This is a genomic window from Streptomyces soli (genome assembly GCF_003999195.1).
Classification (GTDB): domain Bacteria; phylum Actinomycetota; class Actinomycetes; order Streptomycetales; family Streptomycetaceae; genus Actinacidiphila; species Actinacidiphila soli.
In genome coordinates, this window is sequence record NZ_RJVR01000285.1 from 26,517 (window position 1) to 48,087 (window position 21,571).

At 70.9% G+C, this 21,571-nt stretch carries 19 protein-coding genes and 2 pseudogenes; 19 read left to right on the top strand and 2 right to left on the bottom strand.

All coding sequences use genetic code 11. From position 1 onward, the window contains the following. The first annotated feature begins 70 nt into the window (after positions 1–70). The 3 genes from EFK10_RS31360 (at position 71) to EFK10_RS31370 (ending at position 4,546) form a co-directional block, all read left to right on the top strand. Positions 71–1,666 (top strand): MDR family MFS transporter, encoded by a 1,596-nt coding sequence (locus EFK10_RS31360; RefSeq protein ID WP_240677588.1) that lies wholly within the window; start codon positions 71–73, stop codon positions 1,664–1,666. A gap of 196 nt (positions 1,667–1,862) precedes the next feature. Then, positions 1,863–2,897 carry a methyltransferase gene (locus EFK10_RS31365; RefSeq protein ID WP_127359032.1) on the top strand — a complete coding sequence of 345 codons (1,035 nt, stop codon included), beginning with the start codon at positions 1,863–1,865 and terminating at the stop codon, positions 2,895–2,897. Then, entirely contained in the window at positions 2,894–4,546 is a 1,653-nt protein-coding gene (locus EFK10_RS31370; RefSeq protein WP_127359033.1) for an FAD-dependent monooxygenase, read from the top strand. The genes EFK10_RS31365 and EFK10_RS31370 overlap by 4 nt, the downstream gene beginning before the upstream one ends. A gap of 74 nt (positions 4,547–4,620) precedes the next feature. Here EFK10_RS31370 and EFK10_RS31375 read toward each other — a convergent pair whose 3' ends face one another. Beyond that, entirely contained in the window at positions 4,621–6,210 is a 1,590-nt protein-coding gene (locus tag EFK10_RS31375; RefSeq protein WP_127359034.1) for an FAD-dependent monooxygenase, read from the bottom strand. A 230-nt stretch (positions 6,211–6,440) separates the two neighbouring features. Here EFK10_RS31375 and EFK10_RS31380 point away from each other — a divergent pair, with 230 nt between their 5' ends. From EFK10_RS31380 to EFK10_RS31445, 15 genes and pseudogenes are all read left to right on the top strand, one after another. Further along, positions 6,441–6,893: an anthrone oxygenase family protein gene (locus EFK10_RS31380; RefSeq protein WP_127359035.1), complete on the top strand. Its 453-nt coding sequence runs from the start codon at positions 6,441–6,443 to the stop codon at positions 6,891–6,893. After that, positions 6,890–7,441 carry a hypothetical protein gene (locus EFK10_RS31385; protein ID WP_127359036.1) on the top strand — a complete coding sequence of 184 codons (552 nt, stop codon included), beginning with the start codon at positions 6,890–6,892 and terminating at the stop codon, positions 7,439–7,441. Before EFK10_RS31380 ends, EFK10_RS31385 begins: the two co-directional genes overlap by 4 nt. Then, a complete protein-coding gene (gene asnB / locus EFK10_RS31390; RefSeq protein WP_127359037.1) occupies positions 7,438–9,315 on the top strand; it encodes an asparagine synthase (glutamine-hydrolyzing) in 1,878 nt (625 codons plus the stop codon). Before EFK10_RS31385 ends, asnB begins: the two co-directional genes overlap by 4 nt. A gap of 91 nt (positions 9,316–9,406) precedes the next feature. Continuing rightward, on the top strand, positions 9,407–9,778 hold the full coding sequence (locus tag EFK10_RS31395; RefSeq protein ID WP_127359038.1) for a TcmI family type II polyketide cyclase: 372 nt from the start codon (positions 9,407–9,409) through the stop codon (positions 9,776–9,778). Next, the gene (locus EFK10_RS31400; RefSeq protein WP_127359039.1) at positions 9,775–10,206 is read left to right on the top strand and encodes a cupin domain-containing protein; all 432 of its coding nucleotides are present in this window, start codon (positions 9,775–9,777) and stop codon (positions 10,204–10,206) included. Before EFK10_RS31395 ends, EFK10_RS31400 begins: the two co-directional genes overlap by 4 nt. Beyond that, complete coding sequence (locus tag EFK10_RS31405) at positions 10,203–11,486, top strand: beta-ketoacyl-[acyl-carrier-protein] synthase family protein (RefSeq protein ID WP_127359040.1); 1,284 nt, start codon at positions 10,203–10,205, stop codon at positions 11,484–11,486. The genes EFK10_RS31400 and EFK10_RS31405 overlap by 4 nt, the downstream gene beginning before the upstream one ends. Further along, on the top strand, positions 11,483–12,742 hold the full coding sequence (locus tag EFK10_RS31410; RefSeq protein ID WP_127359041.1) for a ketosynthase chain-length factor: 1,260 nt from the start codon (positions 11,483–11,485) through the stop codon (positions 12,740–12,742). Before EFK10_RS31405 ends, EFK10_RS31410 begins: the two co-directional genes overlap by 4 nt. A 71-nt stretch (positions 12,743–12,813) precedes the next feature. After that, a pseudogene (locus tag EFK10_RS51105) lies at positions 12,814–13,269 on the top strand (SRPBCC family protein); the annotation flags it as partial. Between the two features lie 36 nt (positions 13,270–13,305). Further along, positions 13,306–14,022 (top strand): annotated as a pseudogene (locus EFK10_RS31415) (SDR family NAD(P)-dependent oxidoreductase); the annotation flags it as partial. 32 nt (positions 14,023–14,054) lie between these two features. Next, positions 14,055–14,804, top strand: coding sequence for an SDR family NAD(P)-dependent oxidoreductase (locus EFK10_RS31420; RefSeq protein ID WP_127359043.1), 750 nt, complete (start codon positions 14,055–14,057; stop codon positions 14,802–14,804). 2 nt (positions 14,805–14,806) lie between these two features. Further along, a complete protein-coding gene (locus EFK10_RS31425; protein ID WP_127359044.1) occupies positions 14,807–15,130 on the top strand; it encodes an antibiotic biosynthesis monooxygenase family protein in 324 nt (107 codons plus the stop codon). Next, the gene (locus tag EFK10_RS31430; RefSeq protein ID WP_127359045.1) at positions 15,127–15,435 is read left to right on the top strand and encodes an antibiotic biosynthesis monooxygenase family protein; all 309 of its coding nucleotides are present in this window, start codon (positions 15,127–15,129) and stop codon (positions 15,433–15,435) included. The genes EFK10_RS31425 and EFK10_RS31430 overlap by 4 nt, the downstream gene beginning before the upstream one ends. 106 nt (positions 15,436–15,541) lie before the next feature. Further along, a complete protein-coding gene (gene rfbB / locus EFK10_RS31435; RefSeq protein ID WP_127359046.1) occupies positions 15,542–16,540 on the top strand; it encodes a dTDP-glucose 4,6-dehydratase in 999 nt (332 codons plus the stop codon). Positions 16,541–16,650: 110 nt separating this feature from the next. Next, positions 16,651–18,240, top strand: coding sequence for an MDR family MFS transporter (locus tag EFK10_RS31440; RefSeq protein WP_206305654.1), 1,590 nt, complete (start codon positions 16,651–16,653; stop codon positions 18,238–18,240). Between the two features lie 42 nt (positions 18,241–18,282). After that, the gene (locus EFK10_RS31445) at positions 18,283–19,119 is read left to right on the top strand and encodes an NAD(P)H-binding protein (RefSeq protein ID WP_127359048.1); all 837 of its coding nucleotides are present in this window, start codon (positions 18,283–18,285) and stop codon (positions 19,117–19,119) included. Positions 19,120–19,201: 82 nt separating this feature from the next. Here the strand turns inward: EFK10_RS31445 and EFK10_RS31450 are convergent, their stop codons facing one another. Then, a complete protein-coding gene (locus EFK10_RS31450; RefSeq protein ID WP_127359049.1) occupies positions 19,202–20,458 on the bottom strand; it encodes a glycosyltransferase in 1,257 nt (418 codons plus the stop codon). Positions 20,459–20,674: 216 nt separating this feature from the next. Between EFK10_RS31450 and rfbA the strand changes: the two genes are divergently transcribed. Next, a complete protein-coding gene (gene rfbA, locus EFK10_RS31455; protein WP_127359050.1) occupies positions 20,675–21,565 on the top strand; it encodes a glucose-1-phosphate thymidylyltransferase RfbA in 891 nt (296 codons plus the stop codon). Positions 21,566–21,571: the final 6 nt, after the last annotated feature.

Here is a 21,571-nt window from a genome sequence, read left to right on the forward strand (position 1 = left end):
TGACATCGCCCGCCCACCGGCGGTCGGTGCAAGGGGGGATCGCACACCGACCCTGAAAGGCGGCCCCTCCGTGTCCGCTCCCACCGCCCAGGAGGCCGGAGGATTCCCCTCCGCAGGCCTCAGGACCACCCCGGTACTGATCGCGTGCATGCTCTCCGCGTTCCTGGCCATGCTCGACATGCAGATCGTCACCACCGCCCTGCCCCGCATCGCGGGCGACCTCCACGGCATCGGGCTCTTCGCCTGGGTGACCATCGCCTACGTCATCGCCAGCAGCGTGACCACGCCCATCTACGGCAAGCTCGGCGACCACTTCGGCCGCAAGGCCACCCTCCTGTCCGCGCTGACCCTCTTCCTGGCCGGCTCCGCCCTCTCGGGCATGGCCGGCTCGATGGAGCAGCTGATCGCCTTCCGCGCCGTACAGGGCGTGGGCGCCGGAGGCATCTTCGTCTCCGTCCTCGCCGTCATCGGTGAGCTGTACACCCCGCGCGAAGGCGCCAAGTACTACGGCATGCTCAGCATGATCTTCGCCGGTGCATCCCTGCTCGGCCCCGCCATCGGCGGCGTCCTCACCGAGGTGCTCAGCTGGCACTGGGTCTTCCTCGTCAACCTGTCCCTCGGCAGCGCCATCGTCGTCCTGTTCGCCAGGTACCTGCACCTGCCGCACACCGTCCGCGAGTCCAAGCTCGACTACGCAGGCATCGCCACCCTCTCCGCCGGCATCGTCGCGCTGACGCTCCTCACCTCGTGGGGCGGCGTCGAGTACTCCTGGACCTCCCCGCAGATCCTGGGACTCGGCCTTGGCGCGCTGCTGAGCCTGGGCCTGTTCGTCAAGGCCGAGTCCACCGCCGCCGAACCGATCGTGCCGCTGCGCCTGCTCAAGGACTCCACGCTGACCCTCTCGGTGCTCGCCACCATGATCTGCGGCGTCGCATTCGTCGGCTCCGTCAACTTCCTCGCCCTGTACATCCAGGTGGTCACCGGAGCCGGCCCCACCACCTCCGGGTTCGCCCTGCTGCCGATGATGCTCGGCCTCGTGCTCTCCTCCGTCGTCACCGGCAAGATCATCGGCAGGACCGGCAAGTACAAGATCTTCACCGTTCTGAGCATGGCCCTCGGCATCGTCGGCGCCCTGCTGCTGTCCACCATGGACGCCGGCACCCCGCGCACCGTGGCCGTCCTCTACATGGCCCTCTTCGGTCTCGCCTCGGGCCTGTCCGCCCAGGTCTTCACCCAGGCCGCCCAGAACACCGCGCCCCGACAGGACATGGGCGCCGTCTCCGGCACCGTGACCTTCGGACGCTCCTTCGGCACCTCGATCGGCATCTCCCTCTTCGCCGCGATCTTCTACAGCCGGCTCACCGACGAGCTCTCCGCGCGCGTCCCGGCCGGTGCGCTCAAGGGCATCGACCAGGACTCGCTGTCCTCGCAGCAGGTCCTGAACTCGCTCGCCCCACCGGTGCGCCACGCCGTCGAGGAGTCCTACGCCGCCGCGCTCAGCCCGGTGTTCCTCACCACCGTGCCCATCCTCGTGCTCGGCCTCGTCCTCGCCCTGTCCCTCAAGAACGTCAAGCTCCGCTCCGGCCACCACGGTGGCCACGACGGAGAGCGGACCGGTCCCGCCGATGACCGCACAACGGTCGGCAAGTCCCCCGGAACGGCCTGATCGCACGAATCCCCCACGTGTGATCCATGGCCGAAGGGCTGTCCTCCCACCGTGTTTCTCGGTGAGGGGACAGCCCTTTCCCGTGCCCGGGGCGTGGTCGGACCCGCTTCAGGCCGGTTCGAGCGGGACTCCATGCCCACCGGCCATTGTCGGGAACGGGACCGTGGCGGTCCCCATGGCTCGCTAGGAGGCTCGCGTGACAACGACCGATGACCGTACGAAGGCCGCGGCGGTCGACCCCGGACCGCTGATCAAGCTGACCATCGCGGACTGCGCGGCCAAGGTGCTGCACAGCGCCGTGACACTCGGCGTGTTCGGTGCGCTCGCCGAAGGGCCGGCCGACGCCGACCGGATCGTCGCCGCCACCGGTCTGCACCCGCGGATGGCCGGCGACTTCCTCGACGCACTCGCGGGCCTCGGCCTGCTGGAGCGTACCGGCGATGATCGGTACACCAACGGGCCGCTGGCGAAGGCCTACCTCGTTCCGGGCACCTCCACCTATCTCGGCGGCTTCGTGGAGCTCACCAACGAGACGCTGTACGGCACCTGGGGGCGGCTCACCGAGGCCCTGACCACCGGTACCCCGCAGCACCTCGACCCCGACAAGGGCGGGTTCGTCGGGGACAAGCACAAGGACCCGGAGAAGATGAAGCGCTTCTTCGCCGGTCTCGACGCCTACAGCGACCGGATGGGCGTCGAGATCGCCGGACGCGTCGACTGGTCCCGCCACTCCTCCTTCGTCGACCTCGGCGGCGCACGCGGCAACCTCGCCTCCGTTCTGGTCAAGGAACACCCCCACCTCAAGGCGGGCGTGTTCGACCTGGAGCGCACCCGGCCGCTGTTCACCGAGCACGTCGGCCGCCTCGGGTACGCCGACCGCATCGAGTTCACCGGCGGCGACTTCTTCACCGACGACATCCCCCGGGCCGACGTCATCGTGCTCGGCCACATCCTGCACGGCTTCGACACCGACCGGCGCCGGGAACTGCTGCGCAGGGTCCACGCGGCCGTCAACCCCGGCGGACGGATCCTCGTGTACGACCGGATGATCGACGACGAACGCCGCGACGCCGAACGCCTGCTCTCCAGCCTGCACATGCGCCTGGTCAGCCCCGACGGCTCCGAGTACCGCGTCGGGGACCTGTACGCCTGGCTGCGCGAGGCCGGATTCACCGACGCCGTCGCAGAGCCGCTGCTCGGCACTCACACGCTGGTGACGGCGACCCGATGACCGACTCGGACGGCACGGCCGCCCCGACCACCCAAGGAGTCAACATGAGCCAGGAGAAGGTGCCCGTTCTCATCGTCGGCGGTGGCCTCACCGGACTGTCCGCCGCGGTCTTCCTCGCCCACCACGGTGTGCGGGCCACGCTGGTCGAGCGCCACCCGAGCACCTCGGTCCATCCCAAGGCCCGTGCCATCAACCCGCGCACCATGGAGCTGTACCGCGCGGTCGGCATGGAGGAGCGGGTCAGGGCCGGCCGTTCGCCGATCTCCGGCAACACCGACCTGGTGCACGTCGAGACCCTCGCCGGCAACGAGCGGGTCCGCATGCCCAACGCCTCCATCGAGGACATCAGCCGGATCAGCCCCACCCAGTGGACGCTGATCGACCAGAACCAGCTCGAGCCGATCCTGCGCAAGCGCGCCGAGGAAGTCGGCGTCGACCTGCGCTTCCACACCCGCCTCGACGCCGTCGCCGAGGACTCCGACGGGGTGACCGCCACCCTCACCGACGTCGGCACCGGCGAGAGCTCCCAGCTGCGCGCCGAGTACGTCGTCGCCGCCGACGGCAGCCGCAGCCCGCTCCGTGAGCTGCTGGGCATCGGCGCCCACGGCCGCGGGACCATCACCAACCTCGTCAGCTTCTTCTTCGACGCCGACCTGACCGAGGCCCTGCGCGGCCGCAAGATCATCGCTGCCTATGTCAACAACCCCGCCGTGCGCGGCACGATCATCCCGATCGACAACGACCGCAAGTGGGTCATCAACGTCTCCTTCTTCCCGGAGAAGGGACAGAGCGCCGAGGACTTCACCGAGGAGCGCTGCGTCGAACTGGTCCGGGCGGCCGTCGGCGTCCCCGACCTGCCGCTGACCATCGAGTCGGTCGACATGCCGGCCTGGGACATCTCCGCGCGGATCGCCGACACCTTCGCCACCGGCCGCTTCCTCGTCGCCGGCGATGCCGCCCACGTGATGCCGCCCACCGGTGCCTTCGGCGCCAGCACCGGTATCCAGGACGCCTACAACCTGGCCTGGAAGCTGGCCCTCGTGCTGGACGGCAAGGCCGGACGGGACCTGCCGGCCACGTACGACTCCGAGCGCCGCCCGGTCGCCGAGGAGACGGTGCGCCAGGCGATGCTGCGCTTCGCCGTCCGCGAGGGCAAGCAATTCCAGGACGTCGCCGAGGACCTGGTCGACGAGACCACGATGACCTTCGGATTCGCCTACCCGGCGGGCGCGTTCGTCGGTGAGGACCCCCAGCTGTGGACCGTCACCGAGAACCCCGACAAGCCCAGCGGCCGGCCCGGTACCCGCGCCCCGCATGTCACCGTCGAGGGCGCGCACGGGCCGTTCTCCACGGTGGACCTCTTCCCGGTCGGTTTCACCCTGCTGACCGCCGGGGCCGTCGGCCCGTGGGCCGCCGCCGCACAGGCCGGCCGGGACCTCGGCCTGGTGATGACCGTGCGCGGCATCGGCGAGGGCGGCGACTACACCGACACCGAGGACACCTTCACCGAGCGCTACGGCATCGCCCCGGGCGGCGCGGTACTGGTCCGCCCCGACGGCTTCGTCGCCTGGCGCTCGTCCGGCAGCCCCGAAGGGGACGTCGCCCACATCCTGACCACGGTGCTGCGCCGCGTCCTCTGCCTGGACTGACCGGCCCCCCACATGACTGGGCGCGCCTCCCGAACGGGGAGACGCGCCCAGTCGTATGCGGGACCGCCGGTCGCTCAGAGCGTGCGTGACAGCAACCGGTGGACGACCGCCGACAATTCGACCGCCGGGTCCGAGGGCTGCTCGGCCGAGCGCCAGGCCAGGAACCCGTCGGGGCGGACCAGCACCGCACCGGAGGCCGTGATGCCGTACTTCTTGAGGAAGTCCTCGACCACCGGCGCCGGTTCCTCACCGCCCAGCCGGTGGAAGGCGATGTCGACACCGGTCAGCCGGGACACACCGGACGCCGCCCGCTCCCACAGCCCGTCGTCCGGCCCGGCCAGCAGGAGCCAGCCGCCCGTCAGCGTGTCGTGCAGGGCCGTGTCCGCACCGGCCGTGCGCAGTACGACGTGCGGGGCCCGGGTGCCCGGCCGGCCCGAGGGCTGGGTGGGGTCCTCCACCGGGGCGCCGTCGTCCCCGCCGGGCTCGGCCAGCACCGCGCCCGAACGGTAGACATGGCCGAACAGCACGGTGGTCTCCGGCCGATGCCGGGCTGCCACCTCCTCGTCCAGGCCACTGCGCTGCAGGTAGCGGATCACCCCCTGTTCGACCGTGAACTCGGCGACCGGGAGCCGCTCCTCCTCGTACGAGTCCAGGAGTTCCACACCGGCCTGCCCGCGCAGCACCAGCGCCAGCTTCCATGCCAGGTTGTGCGCGTCCTGCAGCCCCATGTTGCCGCCGAACCCGCCGGTGGGCGGCATGACATGGGCGGCGTCACCGGTGAGCAGCACCCGGCCGGAGCGAAAGCGGTCGGCGATCCGTGCCGCGATCTCCCAACTGCTGCTCGACTCCACCGCCACGTCCAGGTCCGGCACACCGACCGCGGCCCGCACCATCGCGACGCAGTCCTCGTCGGAGTACTCGGCGTGGGTCTCCTGAGGCGGCAGGCTCGGCGCCAGCACCCAGCGGTCCGCGTCGTCGAGCCGGCCCAGCACGCCCTTGACCTTGTCGTTGCTGACGAAGCACAGGAAGAACTCGCGGCCGGCGACGTACTCGTCGAGCGCGGCATGGAAGATGATGTTCATCTGGCGACCGAAGACGCCCTGGCCGTGCGTGCCGATGCCCAGCTCTTCACGGATCGGGCTGCGGAACCCGTCCGCGGCGACGAGGTACTTCGCGCGGACCGTGGTCTCGGTGTCGTGCCGCAGGTCCCGCAGCACCGCGGTGACCCCGTCGGCGTCCTGCTCGTAGCTCACCAGCTCGGTGGCGAACCGGATGTCCGCGCCCAGCTCCTCGGCCTTCGCGCGCAGGACCGGCTCGAACCGGTCCTGGCCGATCAGAGTCCACCCGGTGGTGCTGACCTCGTTCGGGTCGTGCCGGAAGGGCCCGTCGAAGCGGCCCAGCTCGGCGCCCGTGAGCGACTCCACCTGCAGGATGTCGCCGTACTGCGCGTGCGGGTTCTCCTGCCTGCGCACCTTCTGCTCCAGGCCCAGCGCGCGCATCAGCTCCATCGTGCGGGGACTGGCCGCCTGCGCCCGCGGGTGCGCCGAGATGTGCGTGTGCCGCTCGACGAGCACCGGCCGGATGCCCTGCTGGGCGAGGAACAGGGCCTGGGCGAGGCCCACCATGCTGCCGCCCACGATCAGTACGTCGGTTTGCTCCGCCACCGGATGTGCTCCCTTGTCTCGATGCCGTTTCAGGTCCTCATGCGGTTCGGGACTCCCGGCCAGCGAACAGGGCCCGGCTAGAGGGCCGCTCGGGCTGCGCACGCGCCCCGTGCCGTGGTTGCCGGGACCCGCCCGCCCGTCAAGACCGCTTCGAGCGGCACACGAGGCACCGCTGGAACCGTCGCCCTCATCGCTGTTGACGATCCGTGAGGGACGGGAGGCCTTGGGCCGTGGTGGAAACCCTGAGTGTGCTGGTGCTGTTGGGCACCGGGCTGGTGGCGGGGGTGCTGTTCGCCGTGGCGATCAGTGTCATGCCCGCCCTGATCGCGATGACCCCCGACCGCTATGTCGACACGCACAAGCTGCTCGGTAAGCGCTACGACCGGATCATGCCGTTCATCGTGTCCGGCAGCGTCGTCGTCGACGCGGCGTTCGCCGTGCGCGCCGAAGAGGCCGCGCCGCGCGGGCTGTTCATCGCCGCGGCACTCGCCATGACCGGTGTCGCCGTCGTCTCCCAGACCAGGAACGTCCCCATCAACAACCGGGTCAAGACGACACAGCCCGAGGACATCGGCCCCGGATGGGACGACCCGCGGATCCAGTGGCGCGACTGGCACCTGCTGCGCACCTGCTTCGCCGTCGCCGGCTGCGCCCTGACCGCGGCCGCGGTGGTGCTGTCATGACCGCGATCGAGCAGACCGCGGCGGCCGGCGCGCGCATCACCCGACCGCTGCCCGGCGGCGAGGACCGCGCCGCCACCAACGCCCGGATGACCGCGCTCCTGTCCAGCCCCGACCCCGGACCGGTCGCGGCCCACCTCGCACTGGTGCACTTCACCGGCCGCCGCACCGGGCGCGCGTACACCGTGCCCGCGGGCGTCCACCGCCTCGGCGGCGCCCTGTACATCGCCACCGGCAGCTCCTGGCGCCACAACTTCCGCACCGAAGCCGCCGGTGAGCTCACCTGGAACGGCAGGCGCACGGCGGCCCGCTTCGCACTGGTCACCGACCCCGAGACGACCGCCCGCGGATACCTGGAGCTGTACGAGCGCTACGGGGCCGAAGCCGCGCAGCGCCGCCTCGGCATCAGCGTGAGCGACGGGCCCGCGCCCGGCCTGGACGACTTCCGCGCCGCCGTCACCGGCATCCCGCTCACCCTCGTCGCCGTCACGCTCGCCACCGAGCCCGGCGACACCACCGAACTCGCCGTGAACGAGAGGACCTCCCGATGAGCGCAATCGCCGGCTGGGTCGACTTCGAGCGGGACCTGTCCCCGCGGGCCGACGTCGTCGAGGCCATGGCGGCCACCCTCACCCACCGCGGCCCGGACGGCCGGGGCACCTGGGCCGAGGGCCACGCCGCTCTCGCCCACCGGCGCCTGGCGCTGCTCGACGTGACGGAGTCCGGGACACAGCCCGCCGTCCACATCACCGAAGGCGGCACCACGGTCGCGGTCCTCACCCTCGACGGGGCCATCACCAACCACACCGAGCTGCGCACCGAACTGGCGGCCAGAGGCCACCGGTTCACCGGTGGAGGCGACGGTGAGACCGCCCTGCGCGCCTACCTGGAGTGGGGCGCCGACTTCCTCACCCGCCTGGAAGGCCTCTTCGCGATCGCCGTGTGGGACGTCCGCAGCCAGGAGCTCCTGCTGGCCCGCGACCGCCTCGGCGTCAAGCCGCTCAGCTACCACCCGACCCCCACCGGCGTCATCTTCGGCTCCGAGGCCAAGGCGATCCTCGCCCACCCCGACGTGGAACCGGTCGTGGACGCCGACGGCCTGCGCGAACTGTTCGCGCACAGCCGCAAACCCGGCACGGCCGTCTACCGCGGCATGCGCGAGGTCGTTCCCGGCCACGTCCTGGTCGTGCGCCGACCGGGCAGCCACGACAAGCGCTACTGGTCGCTGCCCGCACGGGAGCACACCGACAGCCTCGAGGACACCGTCGCCACCGTGCGCGGCCTGCTCGCCGACGCGGTCGCCTCCCACCTGCGCGCCGACGTGCCGGTCGGCGCGATGCTCTCCGGCGGCATCGACTCCAGCGCCCTGACGGCCCTGGCCCACCGGTCGCTCACCGCCGAAGGCGCCGGCCCGCTGCGCAGCTTCTCGGTGAACTTCACCGGCTACACCGAGAACTTCGAACCGCACCCCACGATGCGCGCAACACCGGACGCGCCCTTCGCGGCCCTCGCCTCGCAGCACATCGGCTCGCGGCACACCGAGATCCTCCTCGACACGGCCGCGCTCACGGACCCCGAGGTGCACGCGGCCTCCCTGCGCGTGCAGGACGCCCCGTCCCCGCTCGGCGACATGGACGTCTCCCTCATCCAGTTCTTCGCCCGGCTGCGCGCGGAAGGCTTCGCCGCCGTGCTCTCCGGCGAGACCGCCGACGAGGTCTTCAACGGCTACTTCTGGGCCTACGACCCGCAGCACAGCAACTCTCAGACGTTCCCCTGGGTCTCCTTCGAGCGTGGCCACGACGCCGCCGCAAGCGGCCTGGGCACCTCCATGATCGACCGTCGGCTGCGCAAGGACCTCGACTTCATCGGCTACGCCGACCAGCACTACCGCGACGCCCTCACCGAGGTCCCGCACATCGACGGGGACACTCCCGCCGAGCGCCGGGCCCGCGAGGTCACCTACCTCGCTCTCACCCGGTGGGCACCCACCCACCTCGACCGCGCCGACCGCATGAGCATGGCCCACGGTGTGCAGCTACGGCCGCCGTTCTGCGACCGGGCGCTGGTCGAGTACGTCTACAACGTGCCGGCCGCCATGAAGCGCGTGGACGGGGTCGAGAAGAGCCTGCTGCGCTCCGCGGTGGCCGACCTGCTGCCCGAGGCCGTACTGCAGCGCAAGAAGAGCGCCTACCCCACCACCCAGGAAGCGGCCTACGGGGACTTCGTGCGGCGCCGGTTCACCGAGCTGGCCGGCGACCGCAACGCCGCCGTCGCGCCTCTGCTCGACACCTCGGCGACCGCCGACGCAACCACCGCCGGCAGGTCCCCGCAGGGTGCCTTCGCCTGGGTCGAGCGGGCCAGCATGGAGATGGTGCTGCAGCTCGAGACCTGGCTGACCGAGTACCGGATCGACCTGCGGCTGTGACCGCCCGGTCGGCCGTTCCAGACCGGTTCAAGACAGCTTCGAGAGCCCCCCGCGAGGGTGGGGTCACGACCGAAGAAGCCAGGAGGGCAACGTGCACCGCACACTGATCGTGGCGCGGATGAATCTCGCCGACGCCGAGGGCGTCGCCAAGGTCTTCGCGGACTCGGACAGCACCGACCTGCCGCACATGGTGGGCGTCTCCAGGCGGACCCTGTTCGCCTTCCACGACCTGTACTTCCACCTCGTCGAGGCCGAGCAGGACATCGGCCCGAACCTGTACAAGGCGCGCAGCCACCCGCTGTACAACGACATCAACACCCGTCTGCAGGAGTTCATCTCTCCCTACGACCCGAACTGGCGTGAGCCGCGCGACGCGATGGCCGTGCCGTTCTACACCTGGACCCCGCAGGACGGTCCCGTCACCACCAAGCCGTCCGGTCCGACCCTGGGCGGTGCCCGATGACCACAGCGGCGAACCGCAGCAAGGTCAACTTCGAGGACGTGGCCTCCAACCGCAAGCGCGGCGGCGACATCCGGATCACCCTCAGCCCGCGCACCGTCGGCTGCACCTCCGGCTTCGGCGGGACGCTCAGGCTGGCCCCGGGGGAGTACGTCACCGAGCACCTGCACCCGTACTCCGAGGAGTTCCTGCACGTCGTCTCCGGTGATCTGGAGATCAGCCTCGACGGGGAGCCCGTACGCATCGGCCCGGGCGACTCCCTGCTCGTCCCGATCGGCGTGCGCCACCGCCTAGTCAACGCCGGCCAGGAACCGGCCCACGTGGTGTTCCACCTGTCCCCGCTGGCGCCGCGCCCGGAGCTCGGGCACGTCGACACCGAGACCCCGCTCGTCGAGGGCGGCGCCAACCCGGACGTCGGAGGGGCCCGATGAGCCGTCGTGCCGTCATCACCGGGGTCGGAGCCGTCGCCCCCGGCGGCATCGGCCGGGACGCCTACTGGGATCTGCTGTCCAACGGCCGCACGGCCACCCGGGACATCACCCTGTTCGACGCGTCGGACTTCCGCTCCCGGGTCGCCGCCGAGTGCGACTTCGACCCGGTGGCCGCGGGCCTGAGCGACCAGGAGGTCCGCAGGATGGACCGGGCCGCCCAGTTCGCGGTCGTCGCCGCCCGCGAGGCCGTCGAGGACAGCGGCATCGACCTCGGGGCCGGGGACCCGGGCCGGGTCGCCGTCAGCATCGGCAGTGCCGTCGGCTGCACCACCGGCCTGGAGGACGAGTACGCGGTCCTCTCGGACGGCGGCAGGAACTGGCTCGTCGACCACACCTACGGCGTCCCGCACCTGTACGGCTACATGGTTCCCAGCACCCTGGCGGCCGAGGTCGCCTGGCAGACAGGGGCGGAGGGCCCCGTCGCACTGATCTCCACCGGCTGCACGTCCGGCCTGGACGCGGTCGCCCACGGCGTCCAGCTCATCGAGGAGGGCACCGCCGACATCGTCATCGCGGGCGCCACCGACGCCCCGCTGTCGCCGATCACCTCCGCCTGCTTCGACGCCATCAAGGCGACCACGCCCAACACCGGCGGGGACGCCGCCGCGGCCTCCCGGCCCTTCGACGGCCGCCGTGACGGGTTCGTCCTCGGCGAGGGCGCCGCGGTCATGGTCATCGAGGACGCCGAGTCGGCCCGTCGCCGCGGTGCCACCGGCTACGCCGAGGTGGTCGGCTTCGCCAGCCGCTCCAACGCGTTCCACATGACCGGGCTCAAGCCCGAGGGCCGCGAGATGGCCGAGGCCATCCGCGTCGCCCTGGACCGCGCTCGCCTCGACCCGGAGGACATCGGCTACATCAACGCGCACGGCTCGGGCACCAAGCAGAACGACCGGCACGAGACCGCCGCGTTCAAGCGGAGCCTGGGGCAGCGCGCGTACGAGGTCCCGGTCAGCTCCATCAAGTCGATGATCGGGCACTCGCTGGGTGCGATCGGCTCCCTGGAGGTGGCCGCGTGCGCCTTGGCGCTGCGGCACCAGGTGGTGCCGCCGACGGCGAACCTGTCGGTCCCGGACCCCAAGTGCGACCTCGACTACGTGCCGGTGACCGCTCGGGAGCACCGGATGGACCACGTACTCAGCGTCGGCAGCGGATTCGGCGGCTTCCAGAGCGCCATGATTCTCGGCCGTCCCGGCGCCGGGACCGGAAGGACGGCGGCATGAGCGCGCTCGGCATACCCGAAGGGCGACGGCGCGCCGCGGTCGTCACCGGCCTCGGCGTGATCGCCCCCACCGGCATCGGGGCCCGCCGGCACTGGGAGTCCGTGCTGTCCGGCAAGAGCGGACTGGGCCGCATCACCCGCTTCGACCCGTCCTCGTACCCGGTGAAGGTGGCGGGGGAGGTGCCGGGCTTCGACGCCCGCGACCACGTTCCCAGCCGTCTCATCATGCAGACCGACCGCTACACGCATGTCGCTCTCGCGGCAGCCGAGGCCGCGCTCGCCGACGCGGGCGCCGACCCGGCGCAGCTGCCCGAGTACGAGATGGCCGTGGTCACCGCGAGTTCGTCCGGCGGCACCGAGTTCGGCCAGCACGAGATGGAGAACCTGTACCAGCGGGGACCGGCCTGGGTCGGCGCGTACCAGTCGATCGCCTGGTTCTACGCGGCCACCACCGGCCAGGTGTCCATCCGGCACGGCATGCGCGGCCCCTGCGGTGTCATCTGCGCCGAGCAGGCCGGGGGACTGGACGCGCTGGGCCAGTCCCGGCGGCTGCTGGACACCGGTTCCCGGCTGGTCCTGTCCGGCGGTACGGACGCCTCGCTGTGCCCGTACGGCCTGACCGCCCAGCTGTCCACCGGCGCACTCTCCACCGAGGACGACCCGACCCGCGCCTACCTGCCCTTCGACGAGGCCGCCCGCGGCTACGTACCGGGCGAAGGCGGCGCCATCCTGGTCGTGGAGACGGAGGAGGGTGCCCGCGAGCGGGGCGCCTCCCACTACGGCCGGATCCTCGGCTACGCCGCCGGGTTCGACCCGCCCGCCGGCTCCGGGCGCCCGCCCGTGCTGGCCGCGGTGATCCGGCGCGCCCTCGCGGACGCCGGGATCACCGTCGGCGCCGTGGACGTCGTCTTCGCCGACGCCGTCGGCGTCGCGGACCTCGACCGGGCCGAAGCCGCCGCGATCAACGAGGTGTTCGGGGCCGGCCGGGTGCCGGTGACCGCGCCCAAGACACTCACCGGCCGGCTGTACGCGGGCGGTGCGGCCCTAGACGTGGCGACCGCCCTGCTGAGCCTGACCGCCGGAGCCATCCCCCACACCGCCGGCACCGGCGGAGCCGGGCACCTGGGCCTCGACCTCGTCGTCGAACGCCCCCGGCACACACCGCTGCGTACCGCCGTGGTGCTCGCCCGCGGACACGGCGGCTTCACCTCCGCGCTCGTGCTGGGCGCCGGCGACCGCACCGACCACCTCACCTGACCCCGCGAAACCGAAAGGCAGGACGTCATGCGCGCACAACTGAACGTACGGACCGGGGAGGGCGGACGCTGATGGCGGGGCACACCAGCAACTCCATCGTCATCGACGCCCCCATGGACTTCGTCTGGGAACGCACCAACGACGTGGCGTCGTGGCCCGAGCTCTTCAACGAGTACTCCCTCGCCGAGATCCTCGAACAGGACGGGCCGACCGTCACCTTCCGGCTCGCCCTCCACCCCGATGAGAACGGCAAGGTATGGAGCTGGGTCTCCCAGCGCACCATCGACGCCGCCACCCGGACGGTCCGCGCGCACCGGGTGGAGACCGGGCCGTTCGAGTACATGAACATCTCCTGGGAGTACACCCAGACGGACAAGGGCGTCCGGATGCAGTGGACCCAGGACTTCCACATGAAGGAAGGGGCCCCGCTGGACGACGCCGGCATGACCGACCGCATCAACCGCAACAGCGTCGTCCAGATGGGCATCATCAAGAGGAAGCTCGAGACCGCGGCGCATGCGCTGCGGGCCCCGTTCGCGGATCTGGCGGGCAAACGCATCCTGGTCACCGGTGGCTCCCGGGGCATCGGGCGGGGCATCGTGCTCGCCGCCGCCCGCGCCGGCGCCGACGTCATCACCTGCTACCGGCAGGAGAACGACTACGTCGCCTCGCTGGGCAAGGAACTCGCGGGGCTGTCCGGCACCGGGCACCTGGTACGCGCCGACGCGAGCGACGCCGACGGCGCCCGCCTGCTGGCCGAACGGGCCCGGGACCTGTTCGGTGGGCTCGACGCGGTCGTCAACAACGCGGGCGACTTCTCCCCGGCCCCGTACGCCGAACTCACCGACGCCGCCTGGGCCGCCAGCGTGCAGTCCAACCTGACCGGCACCCACCAGGTCACCCAGGCCGTGCTGCCGCTGCTCGGTCAGGGTGCCTCCATCGTCAACCTCGGCTCGACCGTGGCCCGCATCGGCATGGCCGGCGGCGCCCACTACACGGCCGTCAAGCAGGGCCTGGTCGGTCTGACCCGCTCCCTCGCCCGCGAACTCGGCCCCCAGGGCATCCGCGTCAACACCATCTCGCCCGGCCGCATCGACACCGAGGCCCTGGACGAGCTGCCGGCCGAGGCGGCAGCCCAGCAGCGCGCGATCTTCTCCAAGTTCGCCGCCCTCGGCCGCCTCGGCACCCCGCAGGAGATCGCCGACGTCACGCTGTTCCTCATCAGCGACCAGGCCTCCTACATCACCGGACAGAACATCCACGTCGACGGCTGCGTGTGAACCGCCCGTCGCTCCACGGAAGGACATCCCAGGTGGAACTCGGACTGCAGGGCAAGAAGATCCTGGTCACCGGTGGCTCCCGGGGCATCGGGCGGGGCATCGTGCTCGCCGCCGCCCGCGCCGGCGCCGACGTCATCACCTGCTACGTGCAGGAGAGCGAGTACGTCGAGAGCCTGCGCCGAGAGCTCAAGGAGACCGGCGGCGACCACCACGTCATACGCACCGACGTCGGTGACCTGGCCCAGGTCGACTCGCTGATCGAGACCGTCAAGGAGAAGTACGGCAAGCTCGACGGCATCGTCAACAACGCCGGTGTCATCAGCCACATCCCGTTCGCGGAGCTGGCTCCGGAGGAGTGGTCGCGCGTCCTGGACACCAACCTGACGGCGACGTACCGCGTCATCCAGCAGGCGCTGCCGCTGCTCGGTCAGGGCGCCTCCGTCGTCAACATCGGCTCCCGCGGTGCCGCCGCGGGCATCCCGCTGCGCGCCCACTACACCGCCGCCAAGGCGGCAATGATCGGCCTGACCCGCTCGCTGTCCAAGGAACTGGGCGGCAAGGGCATCCGGGTCAACGTGGTCGCCCCCGGCGTCATCGAGACGGAGGCGTTCGACACGCTGCCGGCCGAACGCGCCGAGGGCCTGCGCGCCACCTACTCGCAGAAGACCGCCCTGGCCCGGCTCGGCCGCGTCGACGAGCTGGCCGCCCCGGTGCTGTTCCTCCTCAGCGACCTGTCGGCCTACGTCACCGGCGAGACCCTCAACGTGGACGGAGGCATCTGACCATGACCGACGCGACGTTCCGGGTCATGCTGCGCATGCAGATCAAGCAAGGCATGGAGGCCGACTTCGAGCGGGTGTGGCAGGAGGTCGGTGACTCGGTCACCGGCCATCCGGCCAACCGCGGCCAGTGGCTGGCCAAGAGCACCACCGAGGACGAGGAGGGCATCTACTACATCGTCAGCGACTGGGTCGACGAGCCGCAGTTCCGCCAGTTCGAGACGAGCGACACCCACCTTCAGCACCGCACCAGGCTGCACCCCTTCCGCAGTGGCGGCTCCATGGCCACGATGCGGATCGTGGCGAGCCTGGCGGGAGCGGTGGCATGACGACCGCACCGGCCGTGGAGGTGGTGCTGTACCACCTGTCCGACCGGGGCGAGGACGTCCTGGCGGCCTACCACGAGGCCAGCCGCCGCATGGCCGGCACACCCGGCCTGCTGGGCAACCAGCTCATGAACGAGCAGGGGCGCCCCGACAGTTACGTCGTGGTCAGCCACTGGGACAGCTGGGAGTCCTTCGAGACATGGGAGCGCGGCGCGGCGCACAAGGACCAGACGGCTCCTCTGCGTGAGTTCCGCGACACCGAGCGGGACCGCCCGTTCGAGATCTACCGGGTCCTCGCCCGCTATTGAGATCGCACGGGACCGGGGCGCCGTGGGCGCTTTCCCGCCTGTGCGGGCTCCCTCCGCGGGAACTCTCGCGGCCCCGGTCGCCGTGCCTTCAAGAGGAGACAACCACGTGGCGCAGCAACGCATCCTGGTCACCGGCGGAGCCGGATTCATCGGGTCCCACTACGTCCGGCACCTGCTCGGTCGGGAGCACGACGGCGGTCTGCTGCTGACCGTCCTCGACAAGTTCACGTACGCGGGCAATCCCGCCAACCTCGATCCGGTGAGGGGGCACCCCTCACTGCGGGTGGTCCACGGCGACATCGCGGACGCCGCTCTGGTCCGCCGGTTGCTCGCCGGCCACGACCAGGTCGTGCACTTCGCCGCGGAGACGCACGTGGACCGCTCCATCGAGTCGGCCGACGCCTTCGTGCGCACCAATGTCCTGGGCACCCAGACGCTGCTGGACGCCGCACTGCACACCGGGGTCCGTACGTTCCTGCACATCTCCACGGACGAGGTGTACGGCTCGGTGGAGCACGGCTCGTCCAAGGAGGACGCTCCGCTCGCCCCCAACTCGCCGTACGCCGCGTCCAAAGCCGCTTCCGACCTGCTGGCGCTGGCGCAGCACCGCACCCACGGACTGGACGTGCGGATCACCCGGTGTTCCAACAACTACGGGCCGCGGCAGCTGCCCGAGAAGCTGATCCCGCGGTTCGTGACCACGCTCATGGAGGGCCGGCACGTGCCGCTCTACGGCGACGGACTCCATGTCCGGGACTGGTTGCACGTCGACGACCACGTGCGCGGCATCGAGTCGGTGCGCACCCTGGGACGGCCCGGCGAGATCTACAACATCGGCGGCGGCACGGAACTGACGAACCGTGAGCTGACCGGGCAGCTCCTGGCGGCGTGCGGCGCCGACTGGAGCCGGGTCCGTCATGTCACGGACCGCAAGGGGCATGACCGCCGCTACTCCGTGGACTGGTCCAAGGCTCACGAGGAGTTGGGGTACGCCCCGGGACGGGACTTCGCCGAAGGCCTGGCTGAGACCGTCGCGTGGTACCGGGACAACCCCTCGTGGTGGGAGGCGTCGGTGCCGCACCGTGAGGTGGGCTCCGCGGTGTGAGGGGCCGTTCCGCCGGGTGCAAAATCATGTCGCTCCACAAATGCATGCAGTCTTGCAATTAAGTGCGTGCTAGTATGCAACTCGTCCTCGCTCAGTCCGCAAGGAGTGCCGTGAAACCCTCCAAGGCGCGCACGAGCCGCGTCTCACCCGCCGATCCGCCACCGCCCACGCAGCGGATCGGCCTCGTCATGACCGGCCTGCTGCTGTCCGTGTTCCTCGCCATGCTCGACGCGCAGATCGTCGCCACCGCCATCCCGCGCCTCGTCGCGGACCTCGGCGGACTGGACCAGCTGGCCTGGATCACCACGGCCTACGTCATCTCCTCCACGGTCATGACGCCCATCTACGGCAAGCTCAGCGACCTGTTCGGTCGCAAAGAGGTCTTCCTGCTGGCGATCCTGCTCTTCGTCGTGGGATCGGCGGCCAGCGGTGCGGCGCAGAGCATGGGGCAGTTCATCACCTTCCGCGTCGTGCAGGGCATCGGCGCGGGCGGCCTCTTCGTGTCCGTGCTGTCGATCATCGGCGGCATGCTGAGCCCGCGTGCGGCGGCGCGGTACTACGGGTACTTCTCGCTCGCCTTCGCGGCCTCCGCGCTCGCGGGCCCGCCGCTCGGCGGGCTGCTGACCGATCTCGTGGGCTGGCGCTGGGTCTTCCTGGTCAACGTGCCCATCGGCGTGGGCGCGCTGCTGCTGGTGGGCCGCCACCTCAAGCTTCCCCGGACGGTACGCCCGGTCCGCATCGACTACGCGGGGGTGCTGCTGCTCAGCACCGCGGTCGTGGCAGCCTCCCTCGTCGCCACGTGGGCAGGCACGAAGTACGAGTGGTCCTCGCCGGTCATCGTCGCACTGATCGCGATCGCCCTGGTCGCCACCGCGGCTTTCGTGCCCGTGGAGCGCAGGGCCGTGGAACCGGTCATCCCGCCCCACCTCTTCCGCAACCCCACGTTCACGGTGTGCGCGCTGGTCAGCTTCGCCGCCGGCTTCGTCTTCCTGGGCGCGGTGAACTTCCTGGCCCTGTTCACCCAGGCGGTCACCGGCGCCAGCCCGATGGTCTCGGGTCTGCTGCTGCTGCCGATGATGGCCGGCCTGGTCGCCTCATCCATCGTCAGTTCCAAACGCATCTCACAGACCGGCTCCTACCGCTGGTACCCGGTGCTCAGCATGGCCCTCGGCATCATCGCGACGGCCGCCATGGCCACCATGAACGCCGACACCTCGCGACCGCTCGCCGCCGTCTACATGTTCGTGCTGGGTGTGGCGGCCGGTCTGAACATGCAGGTCCTCACCATGGCCGCGCAGAACACCGCCTCGCCCGAGGACATCGGCGCGGTCTCGGCGACCATCACCTTCAGCCGCGCGATCGGCACGTCACTGGGCATCTCGATCTTCGCGGCCGTCTTCTACGGGCCGCTGCACGACCACCTGGCACGCCGCCTGCCGGCCGCCGCGCTGCGCACGTTCGACCTGGATCGTGCCGCCGACGCCGAGAAGGTCCGGCAACTGCCCGCCGACGTGCGGCACGGACTGGCCCAGGCGTACGCCGACTCCCTGAGCCCGGTCTTCCTGCTCGCCGCGGTCGTTCTGGCCGGCGGACTCGCGTGCGCGCTCTTCCTCAAGGACATCCCCCTGCGGAGCAGGGACGAGGACGCCCAGGAAGACGACGGACCGGCCGCTGACACGACGAACGACCAGCTGGCCTGAGCAAGGCCGGCTCCTCCCCCCTCGAACGGAGATCTCCGCATCATGATTCTGGTAACCGGTGCCACCGGCACTGTCGGCAGCGAGCTCGTGCGACAGCTGGTCGACAAGGGCGAGCAGGTCCGGGCCCTGACCCGAAACCCGGAGCGGGCCGCCTTCGACCCCGCCGTCGAGGTCGTCAAGGGCGACCTCTCCCAGCCGGAGACCCTGCGACCGGCCGTCGCCGGAGCCGACCGGGTCTTCACCCTCGCGTCGAGCGACGACGGCATCCTGGAACGCAACCTCGCCACCGCCGCCCTCGAGGCCGGAGTACGGCACCTCGTCAAACTGTCGACCAACGGTGTCCACTTCGGCCTGGACGACCCCATCACCAGCATGCATCGCGCCGGTGAGCAGGCCGTCATGGAGTCCGGTGTGCCGTGGACGACGCTGCGCCCGGGCACCTTCATGTCCAACCGGGGTGCCTGGCGGGCGTCGGTGCCGTCGGAGGGCATCGCCTACGTGACCGTGGGCGACCCGACGTCGGCGCTCATCCACCCGCGTGACATCGCCTCCGTCGCGGCGGTCGTGCTCACCACCGAGGGACACGAGGGCAAGGCGTACCCGCTGTCGGGGCCCGAGCCCCTCACTCCCGCGGAATCCCTCCAGATCCTCGCCGAGGCCCTGGGACGGCCGCTGAAGCTGGTGGAGGAGACCGAGGAGCAGACCGTCAAGCGGTTCGCCGCCTGGGTTTCCGCCGAGGACCTGGCAGCCGTCTTCGAACTCAAGCGCCAGTCCGCGCCCTACGACGCCGAGGTCTTCGACACGGTCGAGCGGATCACCGGCCGGGCCCCGCTCACGTTCGCGGCCTGGGTCGCGGAGAACGTCGACTCGTTCCGCTGAGCCCGCGGGCGCCCTGTTCGCGTGGTGCGCCATACATGTGGACCATCGGGTCCGGACCACACGGTCCGGACCCGATGCGGCGTTATACCGGCTGCCGGGGCAGGGCGCCGGTGGCCAGTTCGATGAGCAGGTCCGCGGCTTCGGCGGCACCTCCGTGGCCGGCGAAGTCGGCCCTCACCCCGGCGGCCCGGTCTCGGTACGACGGGTCCGCGAGGACCTCCGCGACGGCCCGGCTCAGCTGATCGGGCTTCGGCCGGCCGGTGTGCAGGTCGATGCCGACACCCGCGAGCCGGACACGGTTGGCCACCTCCGGCTTGTCGTCGGTGTCGCCGGCCACGACCAGCGGGACACCGTGGCTCAGGGCTATCTGCACGCCGTTGAAGCCGCCGTTGGTGACCATGACCTGTGCCAGCGGGAGCACGTCCTGGTAGGGGACGTACGCCGCGGCCCGTACGTTCTCCGGCAGCGGGCCCAGGCCCCGGGGATCGGGCGTCGAGACCACCAGCAGGACGTCCTGCCCGGCCAGGGCGTCGATCGTGGGCAGGACGAGGTCGCCGGGATCGGTGGCCAGAGTGCCCTGCGAGACGAAGACCACCGGCCTGTCACCCCGCAACTCGCCCCACCACGGCGGCAGATCGGCGGTGGCGCCGGGCTCGGTCGCCACGGTCGCACCGACATAGCGGATCGCCGGACTCAGGCCGGGGCGCGGATAGTCCAGGGACCGGGTGCCGCACTGCAGGTGCAGGAACGACGAGCAGAGGATGTCCCAGATCGACACCTCCGGCTCCAGGGGAGCGAGCCCGAGACCGGTCCGCAGCGCGTTCAAGCCCCGGGTCACCCCCGGTGTCCGGACATGGGCGTGCTCCCAGTGCATCCGGCGGTAGCGCTCACGGTCCTCGGCCGTGGTGGCCGGTGGTAGTCCGGACCGCCACGGCGGCGTCTCCGGGCTCGGCAGCGCCAGCGGGCTGACGCCGAGAGTCGCCCAGGGGGGCCCGCCGAGTTCGTGCAGGATCATCGCGCCCAGCCCGGACGTGGAGTCGGTGATGACGGCCGACGCCGGAAACTCCTCCAGACAGGCGCGGTAGTCGGCGAGCTGGCCGGGGATGAGGTCGACGAACTGGGCGTTGAGCGGGTCGCTGCCCGCCTCGATCAGGTTCGCCAGACTGGGCGTGTGCGCGGGCGTGACATGCCGCGCGCCCGCGCGCTCCACCATCTCGGCGAAGTCGTCCTCGACGATCCATCGCACCCGGTGACCTCGCCGTACGAGCTCGGATGCAACGGGCAGTCCCGGTGTGATGTGACCGGAGATGGGCTTGGTGCAGAACAGGAAGTTCGTCAACGGATCTCCTCCCGGAGAGTGCGGGGCGCGTACGCGCAGACATCGCTCGGAAGTGTCCGGCAGGCCACTCGACCCCGGCTGGAAGCAGGGTGAACGCACGGTCCGGGCGGCGGAACGCCGGCGGTCTCCCGGACCCACCTGCGCACCCAAGCGGGGCTCGAGCCGGGACCGCCAGCATGGGGCCGTCCGCCCTCGCCCACGTCGAAAGAGGGAAAAGTGAAAGGGATCGTTCTCGCGGGTGGAAGCGGCACCCGACTGAATCCGATCACCGTCGGTGTGTCGAAGCAGCTCCTGCCGGTCTACGACAAGCCGATGATCTACTACCCGATGTCGGTGCTGATGCTGGCAGGCATCCAGGACATTCTGATCATCTCCACACCGAGGGACCTGCCGGGATTCCGCCGGCTCTTCGGAGACGGCAGCTCCCTCGGGCTGTCCATCAGCTACGCCGAGCAGGCGAGCCCGCGGGGAATCGCCGAGGCGTTCCTGATCGGTGGCGATCACGTGGGGACGGATTCCGTGGCACTGGTGCTCGGGGACAACATCTTCCACGGCCCCGGCTTCGCGCGCCTGTTGCAGCGCAACGCGCGTGCCCTGCACGGCTGCGTGCTGTTCGGATACGAGGTGACGGATCCGCACCGCTACGGCATCGGTGAGGTCGACGAGCTGGGCAGACTGATCTCGCTGGAGGAGAAGCCCAAGCGTCCCCGGTCCAACCGGGCCGTCACCGGGCTCTACTTCTACGACAACGACGTCCTCGACATCGCGCGCGACATCCGGCCGTCACCCCGCGGTGAGCTGGAGATCACCGATGTCAACCGGGTCTACCTGGAACGCGGCGCGGCCAGGATGGTCGATCTCGGCCGCGGCTTCGCCTGGCTGGACACCGGCACCCACGACGCGCTGCTCACGGCAGGCCAGTACATCCAGACCCTCGAGCACCGCCAGGGCGTCCGGATCGCCTGCCTCGAAGAGGTCGCCCTGCGGATGGGATACATCGACCGCGAAGCGTGCTGGGAGTTGGGACAGGGGATAGGAAACACCCGCTACGGGCAGTACGTGCGCCAGATGGCGGCGCCGCGCGCTCTGCTGCGTGCGATCGACTGAGGGGGA

Bases quoted from the DNA above. Each gene is read 5' to 3' on its own strand.
- EFK10_RS31370 (WP_127359033.1), top strand. From the start codon at position 2,894: ATGACCGACTCGGACGGCACGGCCGCCCCGACCACCCAAGGAGTCAAC.
- EFK10_RS31385 (WP_127359036.1), top strand. From the start codon at position 6,890: ATGACCGCGATCGAGCAGACCGCGGCGGCCGGCGCGCGCATCACCCGA.
- asnB (WP_127359037.1), top strand. From the start codon at position 7,438: ATGAGCGCAATCGCCGGCTGGGTCGACTTCGAGCGGGACCTGTCCCCG.
- EFK10_RS31400 (WP_127359039.1), top strand. From the start codon at position 9,775: ATGACCACAGCGGCGAACCGCAGCAAGGTCAACTTCGAGGACGTGGCC.
- EFK10_RS31405 (WP_127359040.1), top strand. From the start codon at position 10,203: ATGAGCCGTCGTGCCGTCATCACCGGGGTCGGAGCCGTCGCCCCCGGC.
- EFK10_RS31410 (WP_127359041.1), top strand. From the start codon at position 11,483: ATGAGCGCGCTCGGCATACCCGAAGGGCGACGGCGCGCCGCGGTCGTC.
- EFK10_RS31425 (WP_127359044.1), top strand. From the start codon at position 14,807: ATGACCGACGCGACGTTCCGGGTCATGCTGCGCATGCAGATCAAGCAA.
- EFK10_RS31430 (WP_127359045.1), top strand. From the start codon at position 15,127: ATGACGACCGCACCGGCCGTGGAGGTGGTGCTGTACCACCTGTCCGAC.
- EFK10_RS31445 (WP_127359048.1), top strand. From the start codon at position 18,283: ATGATTCTGGTAACCGGTGCCACCGGCACTGTCGGCAGCGAGCTCGTG.